Origin of the sequence: Saccharopolyspora sp. NPDC050642 (assembly GCF_040654735.1) — a bacterium.
GTDB classification, from domain to species: Bacteria; Actinomycetota; Actinomycetes; order Mycobacteriales; family Pseudonocardiaceae; genus Saccharopolyspora; species Saccharopolyspora elongata.
Genome location: NZ_JBFAIN010000002.1, coordinates 1 through 18,055, shown reverse-complemented (window position 1 = coordinate 18,055; position 18,055 = coordinate 1). Strand labels below are relative to the sequence as shown.

Here is an 18,055-nt window from a genome sequence, read left to right as displayed (position 1 = left end):
CGGGCGCCGGCTCGCCGCGGCAGCACGTCGCCGCCGCCGGCGTTCGGGCGGCCGACTTTCGGGCATGCTGAGGTATCAGGACTCGGCAGGCCGGCGACTCGACGCCTCGGGGAGCGGAACAACGGCGGCAAGGTTGCGGTGGTAGGAGGAACGATGCTCGAAACGTCCGTGTCCGGTGGGGCGGACTCGCCCGGACGCGCACAACGCGAACCGAAGTACTGGGGGCTCAAGCAGCACCTGTTGGACATGCTCCGATCCCTGCCGCCCGGTGCGCCGATTCCTACCGAACGCTCGCTGGCCGCCGAGTTCGACGTCTCGCGCACCACGGTCCGCCAAGCGCTGGCCGAGCTGACCGTGGAGGGCCGGCTGCTGCGGGTGCAGGGCAAGGGCACCTTCGCGGCGAAGCCGAAGGTCGCCCAGCGGCTGCAGCTGAGCAGCTACACCGAGGACATGCGCGCCCAGGGCCGCCAGCCCACCTCCCGGCTGCTGGAGGTCGTCGAGGAACCGGCCGCGGAGGAGCTGGCCGAGCTGCTCGGGACCAAGCCGAGTTCGACCGTGCTGCGGCTGCGCCGGCTGCGGCTGGCCGACGGCGAGCCGATGGCCATCGAGACCACCCACCTGCCGCTGACCCGGTTCCGCGGGCTGACCACCCGGCTGGAGTCCGGCGGCTCGCTCTACCAGGTGCTCCGCGAGGCCTTCGAGGTCGAGCTGGGGCACGCGGAGGAGACCATCGAGACCGCGCTGGCCAGCCCGGAGGAGGCGGAACTCCTCGGCTCCGACGTCGGCCTCCCGATGCTGCTGCTGTCCCGGCACTCCTTCGACACCGAGGGACGCCCGGTCGAGTGGGTCCGCTCCATCTACCGCGGCGACCGCTACAAGTTCGTCGCCCGCCTCAACCCACCCAACTGACCCTGAGAAACCTGTTTCCAGAATCGCCTTGCGTGGCGGTGCGGGTGGCGGCCCCCCTGCGGGATTTGCCGTCGCCGCCTGGACTGTGGGAGCCCCGACTTGCGTACGACCAATACGCGGCATCGGGGACTGGCCTCGCCCAGTAGCCCAGAAGGGCGGGCACGGTCTGAGAACCCGCGGCGGTGCGAGTTGCGAGGGTGGGCTAAGCGGCTGCGCCGCTTCAAAGAGCAAAGACATGAGGAAGGGCATCCCGGATCGGGGTGCCCTTCGTCGTTGCCGGCCGCGTTACGCGAAGTGGGAGTCCTCACGGTTCGGCAACGATCTGGAGAAAACGCTCGTGCTCGCCCGTTGGACCGTTCAGGGAGAGTGCGTTCAAGAGCGTGGGAGCGATGGGCAGGCAGGAAGAGGTCAAGCGGCAAGAGGAGTCGGACGAGCAGGAGCCGGACGAGGAGGCCAAGAAGTCCAAGAAGATCGACCTGGCACCGTCCCAGGTCGCGGGCGCGGCGCTGGCCTCGGTGACGGCGGCCTTCCTGGGGTCCCGGCTCGGCGTGGCGGGCACCTTGATCGGTGCCGGGCTGACGAGCGTGGTGATCACCGTGGGTGGGGCGCTCTACCAGCGGTCGTTCGACAGCGCGAAGGAGAAGGCGGTGCACGCCGCCGCGAAGGCCTCGGCGCTGAAGCTCCGGCGGACCACCGTCGCGCGCTATGTGTCCAAAAAGGATGAAACCGTCGAGGCGACGCGGCGGATCCGCCTGGCGCCCGGAATGCATTGGCCGGGCGGGGAAACCGTCGTGGACGAGGACCGCACGGCGAAGATCGACACCGACGCGGCGACCCGCATGCTGAACGTGGCCGAGGCGGGGCAGGCGACCGAGGTCGTCGAGCCCGCGAAGCCGGTCGCGGACCGGCGCAAGCGCCACGTCCGGTGGGCGATGGTGGCCGCGAGCTGCGCCGGGGTGTTCGCGCTGAGCATGCTGATCGTCACCGGATTCGAAGGAGTGACGGGAAAACCGCTCTCCGGCGGTGACGGCGGCACGACGCTCGGTCAGGTGCTGCACCGCGACGAGCAGCGCGCGCCCAGCGTCCCGGCCGAGCCGACGAAGCCGCGGGAGACCCCGACCCAGCAGCCGCAGCCGACGACCGAGGTGACGCCGACGCAGCAGCCGACGGTGCAGCCGACCGCGGAAACCCCGACGCCCACCCGGGAGCAGCCGACGCAGGCGCCGACCACGGCCGAACGGCCCAGCCAGGCGCCGGAGTCGGGCCGCCTCGAGGTGCCCCTCGAAACCGGCGAGCCGCGTCAGTCTTCTTCTGGGGGATAGGAAATCCAGGCCAAACGCCTCCTGCGCTAGCTCAATCGAGTTGCGCAGGAGGCGTTTTGGGCGAATGGGGCGAAAGGCGGATGTGGGACTGATGTTCTCCTCTGATACTGGATCGGCGACGGGGCGATGAGATCCAGCTCACGAAGAGGGAGACATCAGATGAAGCGCAGACTCGCGGCCCGGGTGGCCGGGACCGTGATGTTGGCGGCGGGAACGGTGGCCGCGTTGACCATGCCCGCCACCGCGACCGAAACCGCGCCGCCCGCGGCAGAAGCGGCGACCCTGCTCGACGCGATGCAGCGCGACTTCGGCCTGGACCGGGACCAGGCCCTCCAGCGGCTCGACCAGGAAGCCGCTGCGGCCCAGGCCGACGAGCGGCTGAGCGGCGCGCTGGGCAGCACCTACGGCGGCGCCTACTTCGACCCGGCGCTCGGCAAGCTCGTCGTCGGCGTCACCGACCAGGCCCGCTTCGACGAGGTGCGCGCGGCCGGCGCCGAGCCGAAGCTCGTCATCTACAGCATCGAGCAGCTCAACGGGGTCGTCGAAGGCCTCAACCTGCGCAGCTCGATCGCCCCGAAGGGCGTCTCCGGCTGGTACGTCGACGGCAAGGTGAACTCCGTCGTCGTCACCACCAGGCCGGGCACCGCCCCCGACGCGGCGCGGTTCGTGCACACCTCCGGGGTCATCACGGATGCGGTGCGCGTCACCGAATCGCTGGAGAACCCCCGCACCTACGCCGATGTCATCGGCGGCAACGCCTACTACATCGGCAGTGGCTCCCGCTGCTCCGTCGGATTCTCGGTGCAGGGCGGATTCGTGACCGCCGGGCACTGCGGCAGCGTCGGCGACTCCACTTCGCAGCCCACCGGCCGGTTCGAGGGCTCGTCGTTCCCGGGCAACGACTACGGCTGGGTCCGGGTCGGCTCCGCCGACACCCCGCGCCCGCTGGTGAACCGGTACAACGGCAGCACCGTCGGCGTCGCGGGCTCCAGCGAGTCCGCCGTGGGCGCGTCCATCTGCCGCTCCGGCTCCACCACTGGCTGGCACTGCGGTTCGGTGCAGGCCAAGAACCAGACCGTGCAGTACCCGCAGGGCACGGTGACCGGCCTGACCCGCACCAACGTCTGCGCCGAGCCCGGCGACTCGGGCGGCTCCTGGCTGTCCGGTAGCCAGGCCCAGGGCGTGACCTCCGGCGGTTCGGGCAACTGCAGCTCCGGCGGCACGACCTACTTCCAGCCGGTGAACGAGATCCTGCAGGCCTACGGCTTGACCCTGCTCACCCAGTAAGCGCCACCAGACCGGCCCCCGGCACCCGGCCGGGGGCTGCGTCGCGTCCGGGGCGAAATCGCTCCGCCGCCGAGAGTTACGGCAGGCGGACGCGGAGCTCGCGGGCCGCGGCGCGCGGGTCCTCGGCCTCCGTGATCGCGCGGACCACGACGACCCGCTCCGCGCCGGCCTTGAGGGCCTGGTCCAGGTTGTCCGGGCCGATGCCGCCGATCGCGAACCACGGCCGGCCGTGGCCGCGGTGCTCCGCGGCGTGCTCCACCAGCTCCAGCCCGGCCGCCGAGCGGCCCGGCTTGGTCGGCGTCGTCCACACCGGGCCGGTGCAGAAGTAGTCCACGCCGGGCTCGGTCGCGGCGGCGTCCGCCTGCACCACGTCGTGCGTCGACCGGCCGATCGCGACGTGCTCGCCGACGATGCGCCGGGCGATCTCCACCGGCAGGTCGTCCTGCCCGAGGTGCAGGATGTCGGCCTCGGCGGCCATCGCGACATCGGCGCGGTCGTTGACCGCGAGCAGCGCGCCGTGCCGCAGGCACGCCTCGGCCAGCACCTCCAGCGCCGCCAGCTCGTGGCGGGCCTCCAGCGGGGCGCCGTTCGGGTTCTTGTCCCGCAGCTGGATGATGTCGACCCCGCCGGCCAAGGCGGCGTCCGCGAACTCCGCGAGATCACCGCGCTCGGCGCGCGCGTCGGTGCACAGGTACAGCCGCGCCTCGTCGAGGCGAGCGCGGATGCCGAAGCCGTCCAATCCAGGCATGCCCCACAGGGTAGCCTCCCGCGACGCGGCCGCCGGACCGCGCGAACGCGAGCACCGGCGCGCGTTCCCACTCGGCGCCCGAAATTTGTGAAAGTTGCTCGACCGCCTGTCTTTGAAGCGGCGCCAGCCGCTTAGCCCACCCTCGCAACTCGCACCGCCGCGGGTTCTCGGGCGTCGTCTGGCGAGGACAGCCCCGACGCGTCGTATTGGGCATACGTGTGTCGGGGCTCCCACAGTCCAGGCGGCGTCCGAGGTTCCGCTACCTGCACCGCTACGCAAAGTGAGTTCAAGACAGGTAACGACGTGGCGATCCTCGGCGGGTACGGTGGTTGGCGGTGAGCACGGGAGCCCGGGTGCCGGGCTGAGAGGGGGCGTTGGCCCCGACCGTCGAACCTGATCCGGGTCATGCCGGCGCAGGGAGCGTGGAGTGTCTGAAGAACGGAACAAACGCGTCGTCGTCGTAGGCGGCGGCGTGATCGGCATGTCCGTGGCGTGGCGCGCAGCCGCTGCCGGGCATCATGTGCAACTCGTCGACGCCGAACCGGCGTCCGGGGCGTCGAACGTGGCCGGCGGGATGCTGGCGCCGCTCGCCGAGGCGTGGCCCGGCGAAGAGGAACTGCTGGAACTGGGCGCGGCGTCGCTGCGGCTCTGGCCGGAGTTCGCCGACGAACTCGCCCGGGCCTCGGGCCTGCCTTCGGGGCTGCGCTGCGAGGGAACCCTGGTCGTCGGCGTCGACAGCGCGGACCGCGCGGAGCTCGACAACCTGGCCGAGTACCTCGCCAGGCTCGGCCGCGCCGTCACCCGCCTGACCGGCCGGGAGGTGCGGCGGCTCGAACCGTCGCTGGGCCCGGCGGTGCGCGGCGGGCTCGAAGTGCCGGGCGATCTCGCGGTCGACAACCGCCTCGCGCTGGCCGCGTTGCGCGCGGCCGCGACCGCGGCGGGCGTCGAGTTCGTCGCGACGAACGCGAAGCACGTCCGGCCCGGCGCGGTGGAGCTCGAAGATTCCACTGTGGACTGCGATGTCGCGGTGATCTCGGCGGGCGTGCATTCGGGCGCGCTGCATCCCGCGCTGCGGGACCGGATTCGGCCGGTGAAGGGCGAAATCCTCCGCCTGCGCGCGCGGAGCACGGCGCTGCCGCCACCGAGCCGGACGATCCGCGGCCCGGTGCGCGGGCGGCAGACCTACCTCGTGCCGCGCGACGACGGCGGCCTGGTGCTCGGTGCCACCCAGTACGAGGTGGGGTTCGACACCGAGGTCACCGTGGGCGGGGTGCGGGACCTGATCGCCGACGCCGAGCGGCTGATGCCGGGCATCGCCGAATACCGGCTGGTCGAGGCCGCGGCCGGGCTGCGCCCGAGCACCGACGACAACCTGCCGGTGCTCGGCTGGCTGGAACCCGGCGTCCTGGCGGCCACCGGGCACCACCGCGGCGGCTTCCTGCTCGCCCCGGTGACGGTCGAGGCGGCGCTCGCGCTGCTGCGCGACGAGGAACCCGCTGTCGAGATCAAGGCCGCCGATCCGAGCCGATGGGGAGGACACCAGTGCACGTCGTGATCAACGGGGAGACCCGGCAGGTCGCCGCCGACGCAACGCTCGCGGCGGTGCTGCGGGAGTTCGGGGTGCCCGAGCGGGGCGTGGCCGTGGCGCTGGACGGCGCCGTGGTGCCGCGCGCCCTGTGGCCGGGCACCGCGCTGCGCCCCGATGCCGCGATCGAGGTCCTCACCGCAGTGCAGGGCGGCTGACGCCCCTCCGGCCCGAACCCCTTGCGGGGCAACAGAAGCACACCGGATCCCGCGCTACCCGGATTCGGTGGACCCGTTGTTAGGAGAGTCATGGACGACCCGTTGGTGATCGCCGGCCGCGAGTTCGGTTCGCGGCTGATCACCGGGACCGGAGGGGCGACGAACCTCGCGGTCCTGGAGCGCGCGCTGATCGCGTCCGGAACCGAGCTGACGACCGTGGCGATGCGCCGCGCCGACGCCGGCGGCGGCACCGGGGTGCTCGACCTGCTGCGCAAGCTCGGCATCGAAGCGCTGCCGAACACGGCGGGCTGCCGGACCGCGGCGGAGGCCGTGCTGACCGCGCAGCTGGCGCGGGAGGCGCTGGAGACGAACTGGGTCAAGCTGGAGGTCGTCGCCGACGAGGACACCCTGCTGCCCGACCCGGTGGAGCTGCTCGACGCCGCGGAACAACTGGTCGACCAGGGCTTCGTGGTGCTGGCCTACACCAACGACGACCCGGTGCTGGCGCTGAAGCTGGAGGAGACCGGCTGCGCCGCGGTGATGCCGCTCGGCTCGCCGATCGGCACCGGCTTGGGCATCCGGAACCCGCACAACATCGAGATGATCGTCTCCCGCGCGTCGGTGCCGATCGTGCTGGACGCGGGCATCGGCACGGCCTCGGACGCGGCGCTGGCGATGGAGCTCGGCTGCTCGGCGGTGCTGCTGGCCACGGCGGTCACCCGGGCCCAGGACCCGGAGCGCATGGCGGCCGCGATGCGGGCGGCGGTCGAGGGAGGCCGCCTCGCGGCCCTGGCGGGCCGGATCCCCAAGCGCTTCTGGGCGCAGGCGTCCAGCCCCGGCCGTCCCCTGGAGTGAGCCGACCGCCCCGACGAGTCCTCAGTGGACCGTCGGGGCCGGGCGGTCCATGCTCAGCCGCCAGCCGGCCAATGTCCAGCACGCGCCCCAGAGCAAGAAGAACGGCGACCACAGCAGCAGGTCCCAGAGCGCCAGGTCGCGGGCCAGAGCGGCGTGCTCGGGCGGCGGCACGTCGATCCCGGTGAGGACCAACGTGTCGGAGACGAAGCCGAAGCCCAGCGGACCGATCGACCGGACGATCATGAGGATCCCGAGCGTCCAGGCGATCGTCAGCAGCAGCCGGCGCGGGAGGGGCGCGCGCCAGGGCCGGGTGGTGGCCAGCGCGACGACGATGCCGACCACCGCGGCAGCGGCCAGCACCCAGTGGCTCGCCACGAACAATGGATCGCGGGCGAGCAATCGTTCGCGCAGGTCCGGCCGCAGCGGGTCCTTGTCGGCCAGCGCATTGGCCCCCAGCGCCTGCGCCAGCTTCATCGACCCGTAGGCCGCGGCGCAGGCCGCCGCCCCGTACGCGCCCGCCCGCGTCCGGTCAGCCCACGACATGCTTCGTCGCCTTCGCGTAGGACTGGATCATCGCCACGAGCAGCCCGATCACGACGATCCCGAGGACCCCGTGGTACCACTGCCAGCCCACCCCGATGCCGATGAAGCCGTCCACGATCATGATCGCCGCGCCGGCGCCGACGGCCAGCAGCATCCCGGCCAGCACCAGCAGCATCAACGACCTGGGCACGCGACGCCCCAGCGGAGTCACCGTCGCGAGGGCCACGCACGCGCCCACGACCCCGGTCGCGCTGGCCAGCCACTGCGCACCGGCGGCATCCATGAAGTAGCCCTCTTGGACGGCCTCCGGCACGGTCGGCCCGCCCGGGAATCCGAGTCGGCCCTGCGATGCGAAAACGGCCTTCCCCGCGGCATAACCGAAGAGCAGCACCGCCACCGCTGAACCAGGCCAGCGCCGCGGTACAACAGAATCAACCATGCGAGCGACGATAAGCACGTCCCGCTGCGAAGAACTCCCGCTGCGGCTGGAGATTCCTCCCCCGCAGGAGGGAGTCACCGGCAGCGCGCCGGGCTTCCGGCAACGCTGATGCCCGGCCCCGGAAGTGCGTAACTGCAGGCCCCGTTACCAGCGAAAACGTCGAACCTTTCCGGCTTCGGTGCTCGCCGGAGAGGTCAGCGGATGTGGAGGCGTTCGGGGCGGACGAAGCTGATCGTGTAGCTCTTCCACGGGTTGTCGTAACCGAAGGTCCGGTCGATCGCCTGGCGGGCGTGCAGGGCGTTCTCCACCAGCGAGCTCGCCAGCAGCTCCGTCGCCGGGGCGCTGCCCTCGGGCACGTCCGGGATCTTCGCCGTCGGCTTGCCGCCCAGCAGGTCGTCCACCGCGCGCAGCGCCGGCACCGCGATCGCCTGCTCGGACTCCGGCCGGAACGCGAGCGTCGCGACGTCCTGGCGCAACGCGTCGAGCGCGATCGCCGCCGCGCGCGTCGCCCGGTCGTCGTCGGTCTCCTCGCCGGTCCCGTCGAGCAGCGCGGGCATGCCCAGCAGGTCCTGGGTGCGCCGCAGCGCGAGCACGTTCGCGGCCTGCAACGCCGCTGGCAGATCGACGCCCTGCCCGGCCGCCCGCACGCTGCGCAGCAGCTCGGACACCGCCCACACCGTCGACCGCACCGCGCCGCGCACATCGGGCAGGATGCTGCTGGGCAGCACCAGGTAGCTGACGTAGCCGACGCTCAGCGCGATCGCCGCGCCGACCGCCGTGTTCGCCGCGAAGCTGATCCCCACGTTCACCAGCGGCCGGTCCAGCCGCATCGCCTGGTCGACGACGGTCACGACGATCAGGCAACCGAGCAGCGCCTGGTAGTCGGTGCGCAGCCGCGGCATGCTCAGCAGCATGCCGCCGATCACCAGCGGCACCAGCAAGAACGCCCCCGGCAGCAGGGTGATCAGCACGGCCAGCGCGGTCACGCCCAGCACCGCGCCGCCGGTGCGCTCCAGAGCGCCGGTCATGCTGTCGCGGGCCGCGGGCTGCAGCACCACGTAGAGCGCGAGCAGCAGGCTCGACGCCGAGGGGTCGCGCAGCAGCAGGACGATCACCATGCCGAAGGCGACGGCGAGGGTGCAGCGCAGCGCGTGCCGGAACAGCGACGAGCGGAACGAGAGGTGCGCGCGGATCGCGCCGAGCACGCGCTCGCGGCGCGCGCCGGGGGCCGGCGGCGGCAGCGGCGTCTCGACACGCCGCACCACGGCACCGCGGATCCGGTCCAGCCCCTGGTTGAGGCCCTGCACCGCGTCCGGCAGGTCCTGCCGTCCGCCGCGCGCCACGACCGCCATCGCCGGGTCGCGGCGGGCCGCCGCGGGCAGTCCGGTGCAGGCGCGGGAGCGCACCGCCCGGGCGAGCTCGGCGGCGACCTGGTCGGCCTCCGCGACGATCTTCTCCAGGCGCGCGGCTTCGGCCCGGTCGCTCTGCTGGGCCTGCACGAGCAGGGTCTCCCGAGCTGCGCGGAAGCGGGCCGCCCCGGCGAGCACCTGACCGAGCCAGGTGCTGGACCCGTCGGCGCGCCACGCGGCGGCGGCGGATTCGACGACGCCCGGCCCGGGTTCGAGCAGCGTCCTCGCGACCGCCACGCGGGTGGCCCTGGTCGGATCGCCGAGGCCGATGATCACCCGCAGCACCAGCGCGAACGCCGCGCCCGCGGCGCTCGCCGCCAGCAGCACCAGCACCGGCTGGTCGGAACCGATGCCGGTGGTGGTGGACACCAGCGTCGCCGCGGCGAAGGTCTGCCCGCCGATGCGGTAGTGCTCGCCCAGCGCGGGCAGCATGCCGGCGCCGAAGACCACCACCGCCACCGCGAGCCCGGCCAGCACCGGGATGTTGCTCAGCAGCGGGCCGACGGTCATCACGAGCACCAGCGCCGGGGTGAACCAGACGAACCGCTGCAGGTCCGAGCGCAGCGACTGGCCACCGGTGGCGATCAGCGCGAGCACCGCGGTCAGGCCGGCGATCAGCGCCGGGGTCTGCAGGCCGAAGATCCAGCCGATGGCGGTGCCGGCCACCACGGCGACGAGCACCAGCACCGCGTACTGGCGCTGCCGGGGATCCGGCGCCCCGGCCTCGGTGGCCAGCAGTCCCCGCACTCGCGTCCACACCGATTTAGCCACGCTGTTGCAAACCCCTGTCGTCGTCATGCGCGCAGCGCGCAGCAGACCGCGGACCGCCGCTGGCCCACGATCTCGGGAATTACGCGCTTCTCAACCCCTGTGTCGATCGGGCACGCCATTCGGGTTACAGATCCGGGACGAAAATCACTCTATTAGGGGCCTGGTTGGGGGGTCAGATGGACCGGGGGCTGATGCGCCAGAACGTCGACACCGGCCCGACCCCGGCGCCGAGCGGGTAGGCGTCCGAGACGCTGCGCGTGACGAACCGCTTGCCGCTGCGCACCGCGTCCGGCATCGAAGCGCCCTTCGCCAGGGCGGCCGTGATCGCCGAGGCGAACACGTCGCCGGCGCCGTGGGTGTGCACCGTCGCGTAGCGGGGTCCGGGCAGCGGGATCGCCTCGTTGCCGTCGAAGAGCAGGTCGATGCACTCCGGGTCGTCGGCCAGGTGGCCGCTCTTGATCAGCACCCACTGCGGGCCGAAGTCGAAGACGGCCTTCGCGGCGTCCAGCAGGTCCGCGCGGGTGCGCGTGTCGATGCCGGTCAGCAGCCGCACCTCGTCGAGGTTCGGCGTGACCAGCGTCGCGCGCGGGAAGGCCTTGTGGCGCAGGGCGTCCAGGGCGTCCGGGCGCAGCAGCGGCTCGCCGCTGCGGGAGGCGGCGACCGGGTCCACGACGAACGGAGTGCGACCGCCGCGGCCGATGCCGTGCTCGTCGCAGACGTCCAGCACTGCCTCGATGGTGGCGGCCGAGGCGAGCACCCCGGTCTTGGCCGCGTCCACGCCGATGTCCGAGGCGACCGCGTCGACCTGCGCGGCCACGGTCTCCGGCGGGATCTCGACCAGCCCGGTGACGCCGACGGTGTTCTGCACCGTCACGGCGGTGACCGCGGTCATGCCGTGCACGCCGCAGGCGAAGAAGGTGCGCAGGTCCGCGTGCATCCCGGCGCTGCCGCCGGAGTCCGACCCGGCGATGGTCAGCGCGGTCGGGGGAGCGGTGTTGTTCGCGGGCCGACGTTCGTGCCCGGCCGAGATCTCGTGCATCCACTTCATGTTACGGCCCCGCTCCTACCGATCTTCCAGGGTACGAAGCGGCGTTTCCGCAGGTCAGATGCCGTGAGCGGGTTGGGGTGTTATGGCACCCCAAACCGCTCACGGGCGGTGACCTGCGGAAACGGTGCTCCGGTCTAGTCGGCCAGCGGGAGGTAGACCTTGCCGCCGGCCCCGGCGAACTCGTCGGACTTCTCCTGCATCCCGGCCTCGATCGCCTCGACGCTGGTCAGGCCGCGTTCCACGGCGAACTTCCGGACGTCCTGGGTGATCTTCATCGAGCAGAACTTCGGCCCGCACATGGAGCAGAAGTGCGCCGTCTTGGCCGGTTCGGCGGGCAGCGTCTCGTCGTGGAAGGCGCGCGCGGTGTCCGGGTCCAGCGACAGGTTGAACTGGTCGGTCCAGCGGAACTCGAACCGCGCCTTGGACAGCGCGTCGTCCCGCTCCTGCGCCCGCGGGTGCCCCTTGGCCAGGTCGGCGGCGTGCGCGGCGATCTTGTAGGTGATCACGCCGGTCTTGACGTCGTCCCGGTTCGGCAGCCCCAGGTGCTCCTTGGGCGTGACGTAGCAGAGCATCGCGGTGCCCGCCTGGGCGATCATCGCCGCGCCGATCCCGGACGTGATGTGGTCGTAGGCAGGGGCGATGTCGGTGGTCAGCGGCCCGAGCGTGTAGAACGGCGCCTCGCCGCAGAGCTCCTCCTCCAGGCGCACGTTCTCGACGATCTTGTGCATCGGGACGTGGCCCGGGCCCTCGATCATCACCTGCACGTCGTGCTCGCGGGCGATGTGCGTGAGCTCACCGAGGGTCTCCAGCTCGGCGAACTGCGCGCGGTCGTTGGCGTCCGCGATGGAGCCCGGCCGCAGGCCGTCGCCGAGGGAGAACGTGACGTCGTAGTCGCGCAGGATCTCGCAGAGCTCGCTGAAGTGCGTGTAGAGGAAGCTCTCGCGGTGGTGCGCCAGGCACCACGCGGCCATGATCGAGCCGCCGCGGGACACGATGCCGGTGACCCGGTTCGCGGTCAGCGGCACGTAGCGCAGCAGCACGCCGGCGTGCACGGTCATGTAGTCCACGCCCTGCTCGCACTGCTCGATGACGGTGTCGCGGTAGATCTCCCAGGTCAGCGCGGCCGGATCGCCGTTGACCTTCTCCAGCGCCTGGTAGATCGGCACGGTGCCGATCGGCACCGGGGAGTTGCGCAGGATCCGCTCGCGGGTCTCGTGGATCCGCTTGCCGGTGGACAGGTCCATGACGGTGTCGCCGCCCCAGCGGGTCGCCCACACCATCTTCTCCACCTCCTCCTCGACCGAGGAGGTCACCGCGGAGTTGCCGATGTTGGCGTTGACCTTCACCAGGAACTTCTTGCCGATGATCATCGGCTCGCTCTCCGGGTGGCAGCGGTTGGCCGGGATCACGGCCCGGCCCGCGGCCACCTCGTCGCGGACCAGCTCGGGCGACACGCCCTCGCGGACGGCGATGTACTCCATCTCCCGCGTGATCACGCCGGCCCTGGCCCAGCCGAGCTGGGTCCGGTGCTCCCGCCCGTCGGTCCACCCCGCCCGCATCCGATGAAGTCCACTGTGGACGTCGACGGTGGCGTTCTCGTCGGTGTACGGCCCGGAGGTGTCGTACACGTCGAGGTGCTCGCCGTTGGTCAACTCGATGCGGCGGAATGGCACTTGCAGGCCGGATTCGGTGTTCCGGAACGCCTTTCGCGAGCCGCTGATCGGCCCGGTGGTGATCTGGGTTCCGCTTTCGGACGCGTTCGGACGCACGTCGGCCACTGCCATCCACTCCCTACGCCGGCATTACCCGGTCAGGTTCATGCGGTCGGCGGCCCCGGAGTTCTCCAGCCGCCCTCTCAGCCCGCTCTTGGTGCGAGCTCCCGCGGTGTTGATTTGTCGCTGCCCGAGGCTAGCCGGGAGACCGCGGGCTGCCAACCCCGGTTCACCCCGATGACGGCAGGCCGGTTTGCCATTAGGCTCATGACCAGGGCGATCACAGTGTTGTCGGGGGTGGTGAGTACGGTGCGTGACGACATCGATACAGGAGGTGACCGCGCTGTGACTGCCGCTCCGGTGCTCCCGCGTTCGACGTGGGACGAACTGGTTCAGGTCTGGCAGAGCCTGGATCTGCCCAACAAGGGCTGGCGCGCGGAGATCATCGAGGAGAGCATCGTCATGACCCCGCCGCCGGGATATGGCCACAATGTGATCGCCGACCGAGTGCATCGTGCTCTCGCTCGCGTGATTCCGCAGGACTGGGGAATCTTTCAAACTGCTGCTGTCGAGATCCCATTGCGGAGCAATCTCTTCACCCCGGACTTGGTCGTCATTCCGATGGATGCGTTGCCATCGGACGACGATCCCGCTCCGGTGCCCGCGGGGCGGGCGTTGCTCGCCGTCGAGATCACGTCGAAGTCAAATGCGAACAGGGACCGGAACGAGAAGCTGTGGGGATATGCGCATGGTGGTGTGCCACTGTTCCTGCTGATCGATCGTTTCGCGAAGGACGAACCTTCGGTGACGCTGTACTCCGGGCCCTCCGGCGGGCGGTACCGATTTCAGCACAAAGTGCCATTCGGTGAACCGATCGCCTTGCCCGAGCCGTTCGACTTCACCTTGGAAACCAAGGAATTCTGATCAGTCCTCGTCTTCGGCGAAGGGGTCGCCGGATTCCGCCGGGTCCCAGGTCAGGCCGGGGATTCCCCAGCCGTTGCGGCGGACCATCTTCTTCGCCGCCCGGGCGTGGCGGCCCATCAGGCGGTCCAGGTAGAGGTGGCCGTCCAGGTGGTCGGTCTCGTGCTGCAGGCAGCGGGCGAAGAAACCGGTCCCCTCGACCTCGATCGGCTTTCCGTCCACATCGGACCCGGTGACCTTCGCCCGGCTCGCCCGGCCGGTCGGGTAGGACTCGCCGGGCACCGACAGGCAGCCTTCCCAGTCGTCGTCCGGGTCCGGCATGGTCTGCGGGATCTCGGAGGTGGTCAGCTCGGGGTTGACCACCACGCCGCGGTGCTGGACCCCCTCGTCGTCGGGGCAGTCGTAGACGAACACCCGCAGGTCGACGCCGATCTGGTTGGCCGCGAGCCCGACCCCGTTGGCGGCGGCCATCGTCTCGAACATGTCCTCGACGAGGGTGCGCAGCTCGTCGTCGAAGTGCTCCACCGGACGGGTGGGGTTGTGCAGCACCGGGTCGCCGACGACGCAGATCGGGTGAACAGCCATGAGCGGGACTTTAGCGGTTTGGGCAGTCGGGGCGTCGGGGTGTTCCGGGGCCGGTGCTCACCGGTGTGATCCGCTCCCGCCGGGATTCCGGGCATGGTGTAATTGAGGTGGAATGACAGCTGTGTGATTCCGGCGAACGCGGGAAGTCCCGAATCGCGAGGCGAGGAGCCAGATGGACGCCGCCCAAATGCTGACCGCGCAGGAGATCGCTCGTCAATGCGAGCAGCTGGCGCGCCTGCAACAGCGGAAGCCGAAATCCGATCCGGCACCCGGTCGGCGGTTGCGCCTCGCCGAGCCGATCACCCAGCCGATCGAGCGGATCGTCGAGCCGCCGCCGGTGCCGCCCCAGCCCTTGCCGCCGGACGGCGAGCTCACCGTCCGGGAGCGGGGCATCCTGGCCTTCGAGTCGCAGTGGTGGAAGCGGGAAGGCGTGAAGAAGGAGCTCGCGGTCCGCGAGCTGTTCGACATGTCGCCCTCGCGGTACTACCAACTGCTGAACGCGTTGCTGGACAGTCCGGTCGCCGAGCGGGCAGACCCTATGCTGATCAAGCGGCTGCGCAAGGCACGGGCGGGACGGCAGCGCGCACGGGCCGCCCAACGACTGGGAATCGAGTTGCACTGATGGCTTCAGGGGAACCCACCGGACCGGCCAAGGCCAAGATCATCGGCTTCGGCCTGATCGGCGTCGGTGCGATCGCGGGCGTCATCGGCATCACCACGCTGGTTTCCGGCGGTAGCACGTCGAACACGGCCCGACCGCTGCCCCCGGAACCGGGCAACAACCCGCCGATCACCTCGCTGGCGCAGAACCCGCCCGCCGAGTCCTCCGCGGTGCCGCCCGCCGGCACGACGCCGGTCACACCGCCGGTCGCGCCGCCACCGGCCACACAGGACACTCCGCCTCCGGCGCCGCCGCAGGGCAACCAGAACCAGGACGTGCCGGTCGGTTCCGGCAACGCGACGGGCAAGATCCTGGTGCGGGTCTACAACAACAGCACGATCGCCGGGCTGGCGCACCGCGCCGCGGAGGACTTCCGGGGCACCGGTTACGAGGTTCCGGAGGTCGGCAACTACTCGGCGGGGCGCATTCCCACCACGACGATCTACTTCCGGCCGGGCACGGTCGAGGAGCAGCAGGCGAAGGACATGGCGGCCCACTTCGGGGCGCGCGCCGAGGCCCGCTTCGACGGCATCCAGGACGCGACGCCGGGCCTGATCGCCATCATCACCAACGACTACAAGGGCGCGGTAGCCGCCAAGTGACCCGCCGCGTCACCCGGGGACGGCGCAGTTTCGCGAGGAATCGCGCTGCCCTGGGTGACGCGAAGTCGTGCGGTCAGGCGCGGTTGGTGGCGTAGGCCTCCAGGGACGCGAGCTGGGCCGGGTCGAGGGAGGGCCGGACCGCCTTCCGGGCCGTCGCGAGGTGCGTGGCCGAAACCTCCGCCGCGGAAAGGGATTCGCGCATCGCCGTCAGGGCCGCCTCGCGGATCAGGGCCGCGCAGTCGGCGGCGGAGTAGCCGCCCAGCTCGGCGGCCAGGGCGGCAAGGTCCACATCGGACGCCAAGGGGGTGTTCTTCGCCGCCGCGCGCAGGATCGCCTCGCGGGCCTCCGCGTCCGGCGGCGGGACGTAGACGAGGCGCTCCAGGCGCCCGGGGCGGAGCAGGGCCGGATCGACCAGCTCGGGGCGGTTCGTCGCGCCGAGGACGACCACGTCGCGCATCGGCTCCACGCCGTCGAGCTCGGTCAGCAGCGCCGCGACCACCCGGTCGGCCACGCCGGAGTCCGAGGACTGGCCGCGGCGCGGCGCCAGCGCGTCCACCTCGTCGAGGAACACCAGCGTCGGGGCCGCGTTGGCGGCCCGCAGGAACAGCTCGCGGACCGCCCGCTCGGACTCGCCGACCCACTTGTCCATCAGCTCCGCGCCCTTGACCACGAGCACGTTCAGCCGCCCGCTGCCGGCCAGCGCGCGCACCAGGAACGTCTTGCCGCAGCCCGGCGGCCCGTACAGCAGCACGCCGCGCGGCGGCTCGACGCCGAGCCGGGTGAACGAATCCGGATACTGCAGCGGCCAGAGCACCGTCTCGGTGAGGGCCTGCTTCACCTCGGTCATGTCGCCGACGTCGTCCAGCGTCAGCCCGCCGGTCTGCAGGTTGTCCGATGTGGACATCGAAATGGGGCGGACCGAGGCCAGCGCGTCGACGAGGTCCTGCTGCCGGATGCGGGGATCGGCGGTGTCGTCCTGGTGCCGCAACGCCGCGCCGACCGCCGCTTCCCGGCACAGCGCCACCAGGTCGGCGACGACGAACCCCGGGGCGTGTTCGGCGACCTCGGCGAGCTGCACGTCCTCGGCCAGCGGCGCGTTGCGCAGCAGCACGCGCAGCAGATCCGCACGGGTGGCGTCGTCGGGCAGGCCGAGGATGAGCTCCCGGTCCACCAGGCCCGGCTCCCGCAGCCTGGGGTCGATCGCCTGCGGCTGCGAGCTGGTGACGACGACGGCGAGCCGGTCGGTGCCGATCGCGCCGCGGATCGCGTCGAGCGCCACGGTCGCCAGCGGCGGCGGCTCGGTGCCCGGCAGGAGGCTCTCGACGTCGGTCAGCAGCAGCACGCAGTTGCCGGTTGCGCTGGTGGCGCGGTTGATCGCGTCCTGGAGGCGTTGGGCGGCGGTGCGTGGTTCGAGCGCCGCGACGCTGGGCGCCGCGACCTCGACGAGCTCCGCGCCGATCGTGCTCGTCACGGCGCGGGCGAGGGTGGCCTTGCCGACGCCGGCCGGGCCGCTGAGCAGCACGCCGAGGTGCGGTTCGGCGCCGAGGCGGCGCAGCAGCTCGGGCTGCTCGAACGCCAGCCGCAGCCATTCGGTGAGCCGCTTCGCGGTGTCGCGGGAGCCGACCAGGTCGGCGACCGGGACCGCGTGCTCGGCCGGTTCGACCGGCGCCGGTTGCGGCGCGGCCGGCGCGGCGGGGGAGTCCGCCGGTGCGGCGCCGTCCCGCCATTCGACCACTGTGGACGGTTGCACGGCCACCGCGCCGGGAGGTTCGGTGGCGGCGATGGTGATCAGCTCGTTGGTCCAGGTCATGCCGATGGCGGCGGAGAGCTTCCGGCGCACCTCGCCGGCGTTCGCGGTGGTCGCCGGCGCGACGTCCTGGGGCAGCAGCGACACGGTGTCGCCGGTCCCGAAGACCTTGCCGGTCAACGCCATCCGCACGGTCTCGGGAGCGACGGTGGCGCGGGCGAGCTGCGAACCCGCGATGTTCACCCGCTTCGCGGCGGCGACCTGCACGGGCGCGACGCCCACCTCGGCGCCTTCGGTGAGGCCGAGGTTCATCAACGCCACGTCGTCGAGCAGCAGCACCCCGGTCGGACTGCCGGGCGCGGCCGCGGCGGCCAGCGCCACGGTGACCCGGGCGCCGGTCAGCTGCACGGCGTTCCACGGCCGCAACCCCAGGGCGTCGAGCACCTCGGGATGCAGGCGAACGACGCCGCGCCGGGTGTCCTTGGCGGACGGGGAGAGTCGAGCGGTCAGCGTTATCGACGGCACGCCGCGAGCTTAACCGCGCCGACCCGGCACCGACGCCTCCAACGCCCGGCGCAGGGCCCGGAGGAAGGTGAACCCGCAGTTTCAATTGAAACTGCGGGTCCACCGGTGTGTCGTGCCCCGGACACGCCGAAGGATGTGGGCAACCCGGGGGTGCCTGTGGACAACTTCCGCAATTTCAATGGAAATCGGACCTTCGATTTCCATCTCGAGACTTCCCGGCAGATGTTC

16 protein-coding genes, 1 pseudogene and 2 riboswitches are annotated in these 18,055 nt (G+C 71.6%); of the genes and pseudogenes, 9 read left to right on the top strand and 8 right to left on the bottom strand.

All coding sequences use genetic code 11. The annotated features are described in order from the left end of the window. The first annotated feature begins 153 nt into the window (after positions 1-153). The 3 genes from AB0H93_RS03785 to AB0H93_RS03775 all read left to right on the top strand — a co-directional run bounded on the left by AB0H93_RS03785 (position 154) and on the right by AB0H93_RS03775 (position 3,518). Positions 154-909 (top strand): GntR family transcriptional regulator, encoded by a 756-nt coding sequence (locus AB0H93_RS03785; RefSeq protein WP_358566964.1) that lies wholly within the window; start codon positions 154-156, stop codon positions 907-909. Positions 910-1,298: 389 nt separating this feature from the next. Then, positions 1,299-2,231: a hypothetical protein gene (locus AB0H93_RS03780; RefSeq protein ID WP_358566961.1), complete on the top strand. Its 933-nt coding sequence runs from the start codon at positions 1,299-1,301 to the stop codon at positions 2,229-2,231. A gap of 159 nt (positions 2,232-2,390) precedes the next feature. Then, positions 2,391-3,518 (top strand): S1 family peptidase, encoded by a 1,128-nt coding sequence (locus tag AB0H93_RS03775; protein ID WP_358566958.1) that lies wholly within the window; start codon positions 2,391-2,393, stop codon positions 3,516-3,518. Positions 3,519-3,594: 76 nt separating this feature from the next. Here AB0H93_RS03775 and thiE read toward each other — a convergent pair whose 3' ends face one another. Beyond that, complete coding sequence (gene thiE, locus AB0H93_RS03770; RefSeq protein ID WP_358566955.1) at positions 3,595-4,266, bottom strand: thiamine phosphate synthase; 672 nt, start codon at positions 4,264-4,266, stop codon at positions 3,595-3,597. A 331-nt stretch (positions 4,267-4,597) separates the two neighbouring features. Further along, a riboswitch (TPP riboswitch) is annotated at positions 4,598-4,703 on the top strand. On the opposite strand from thiE, the pseudogene thiO reads away from it, so the two are divergent. From thiO to AB0H93_RS03755, 3 genes and pseudogenes are all read left to right on the top strand, one after another. Next, a pseudogene (thiO, locus tag AB0H93_RS03765) lies at positions 4,691-5,821 on the top strand (glycine oxidase ThiO); the annotation flags it as partial. It overlaps the preceding riboswitch by 13 nt. Beyond that, entirely contained in the window at positions 5,809-6,009 is a 201-nt protein-coding gene (gene thiS / locus AB0H93_RS03760) for a sulfur carrier protein ThiS (RefSeq protein WP_358566952.1), read from the top strand. The pseudogene thiO and the gene thiS, both read left to right, overlap by 13 nt. Before the next feature lie 90 nt (positions 6,010-6,099). After that, entirely contained in the window at positions 6,100-6,864 is a 765-nt protein-coding gene (locus tag AB0H93_RS03755; protein ID WP_132487127.1) for a thiazole synthase, read from the top strand. 21 nt (positions 6,865-6,885) lie between these two features. Here the strand turns inward: AB0H93_RS03755 and AB0H93_RS03750 are convergent, their stop codons facing one another. From AB0H93_RS03750 to thiC, 5 genes are all read right to left on the bottom strand, one after another. After that, positions 6,886-7,407, bottom strand: coding sequence for a DUF3995 domain-containing protein (locus AB0H93_RS03750; RefSeq protein WP_358566948.1), 522 nt, complete (start codon positions 7,405-7,407; stop codon positions 6,886-6,888). Further along, positions 7,394-7,846, bottom strand: a complete 453-nt coding sequence (locus AB0H93_RS03745; RefSeq protein ID WP_358566945.1) for a hypothetical protein — start codon at positions 7,844-7,846, stop codon at positions 7,394-7,396. The genes AB0H93_RS03750 and AB0H93_RS03745 overlap by 14 nt, the downstream gene beginning before the upstream one ends. A 194-nt stretch (positions 7,847-8,040) precedes the next feature. Then, positions 8,041-10,053 carry an FUSC family protein gene (locus AB0H93_RS03740; protein ID WP_358566942.1) on the bottom strand — a complete coding sequence of 671 codons (2,013 nt, stop codon included), beginning with the start codon at positions 10,051-10,053 and terminating at the stop codon, positions 8,041-8,043. 145 nt (positions 10,054-10,198) lie between these two features. Beyond that, a complete protein-coding gene (thiD, locus tag AB0H93_RS03735) occupies positions 10,199-11,065 on the bottom strand; it encodes a bifunctional hydroxymethylpyrimidine kinase/phosphomethylpyrimidine kinase (protein WP_358566940.1) in 867 nt (288 codons plus the stop codon). Positions 11,066-11,208: 143 nt separating this feature from the next. Next, positions 11,209-12,858 (bottom strand): phosphomethylpyrimidine synthase ThiC, encoded by a 1,650-nt coding sequence (thiC, locus tag AB0H93_RS03730; protein WP_358566937.1) that lies wholly within the window; start codon positions 12,856-12,858, stop codon positions 11,209-11,211. Beyond that, positions 12,846-12,967, bottom strand: a riboswitch (TPP riboswitch). (Overlaps the previous gene by 13 nt.) An 86-nt stretch (positions 12,968-13,053) precedes the next feature. On the opposite strand from thiC, the gene AB0H93_RS03725 reads away from it, so the two are divergent. After that, positions 13,054-13,710 (top strand): Uma2 family endonuclease, encoded by a 657-nt coding sequence (locus AB0H93_RS03725; protein WP_358566934.1) that lies wholly within the window; start codon positions 13,054-13,056, stop codon positions 13,708-13,710. Here the strand turns inward: AB0H93_RS03725 and AB0H93_RS03720 are convergent, their stop codons facing one another. Beyond that, entirely contained in the window at positions 13,711-14,292 is a 582-nt protein-coding gene (locus AB0H93_RS03720; RefSeq protein ID WP_358566931.1) for a peptide deformylase, read from the bottom strand. Between the two features lie 310 nt (positions 14,293-14,602). On the opposite strand from AB0H93_RS03720, the gene AB0H93_RS03715 reads away from it, so the two are divergent. Beyond that, complete coding sequence (locus tag AB0H93_RS03715) at positions 14,603-14,914, top strand: DUF3263 domain-containing protein (RefSeq protein WP_358568423.1); 312 nt, start codon at positions 14,603-14,605, stop codon at positions 14,912-14,914. After that, positions 14,914-15,555: a LytR C-terminal domain-containing protein gene (locus tag AB0H93_RS03710; RefSeq protein ID WP_358566928.1), complete on the top strand. Its 642-nt coding sequence runs from the start codon at positions 14,914-14,916 to the stop codon at positions 15,553-15,555. Before AB0H93_RS03715 ends, AB0H93_RS03710 begins: the two co-directional genes overlap by 1 nt. Positions 15,556-15,628: 73 nt before the next feature. Here AB0H93_RS03710 and AB0H93_RS03705 read toward each other — a convergent pair whose 3' ends face one another. Further along, entirely contained in the window at positions 15,629-17,827 is a 2,199-nt protein-coding gene (locus tag AB0H93_RS03705; protein WP_358566925.1) for an AAA family ATPase, read from the bottom strand. Between the last annotated feature and the right edge of the window lie 228 nt (positions 17,828-18,055).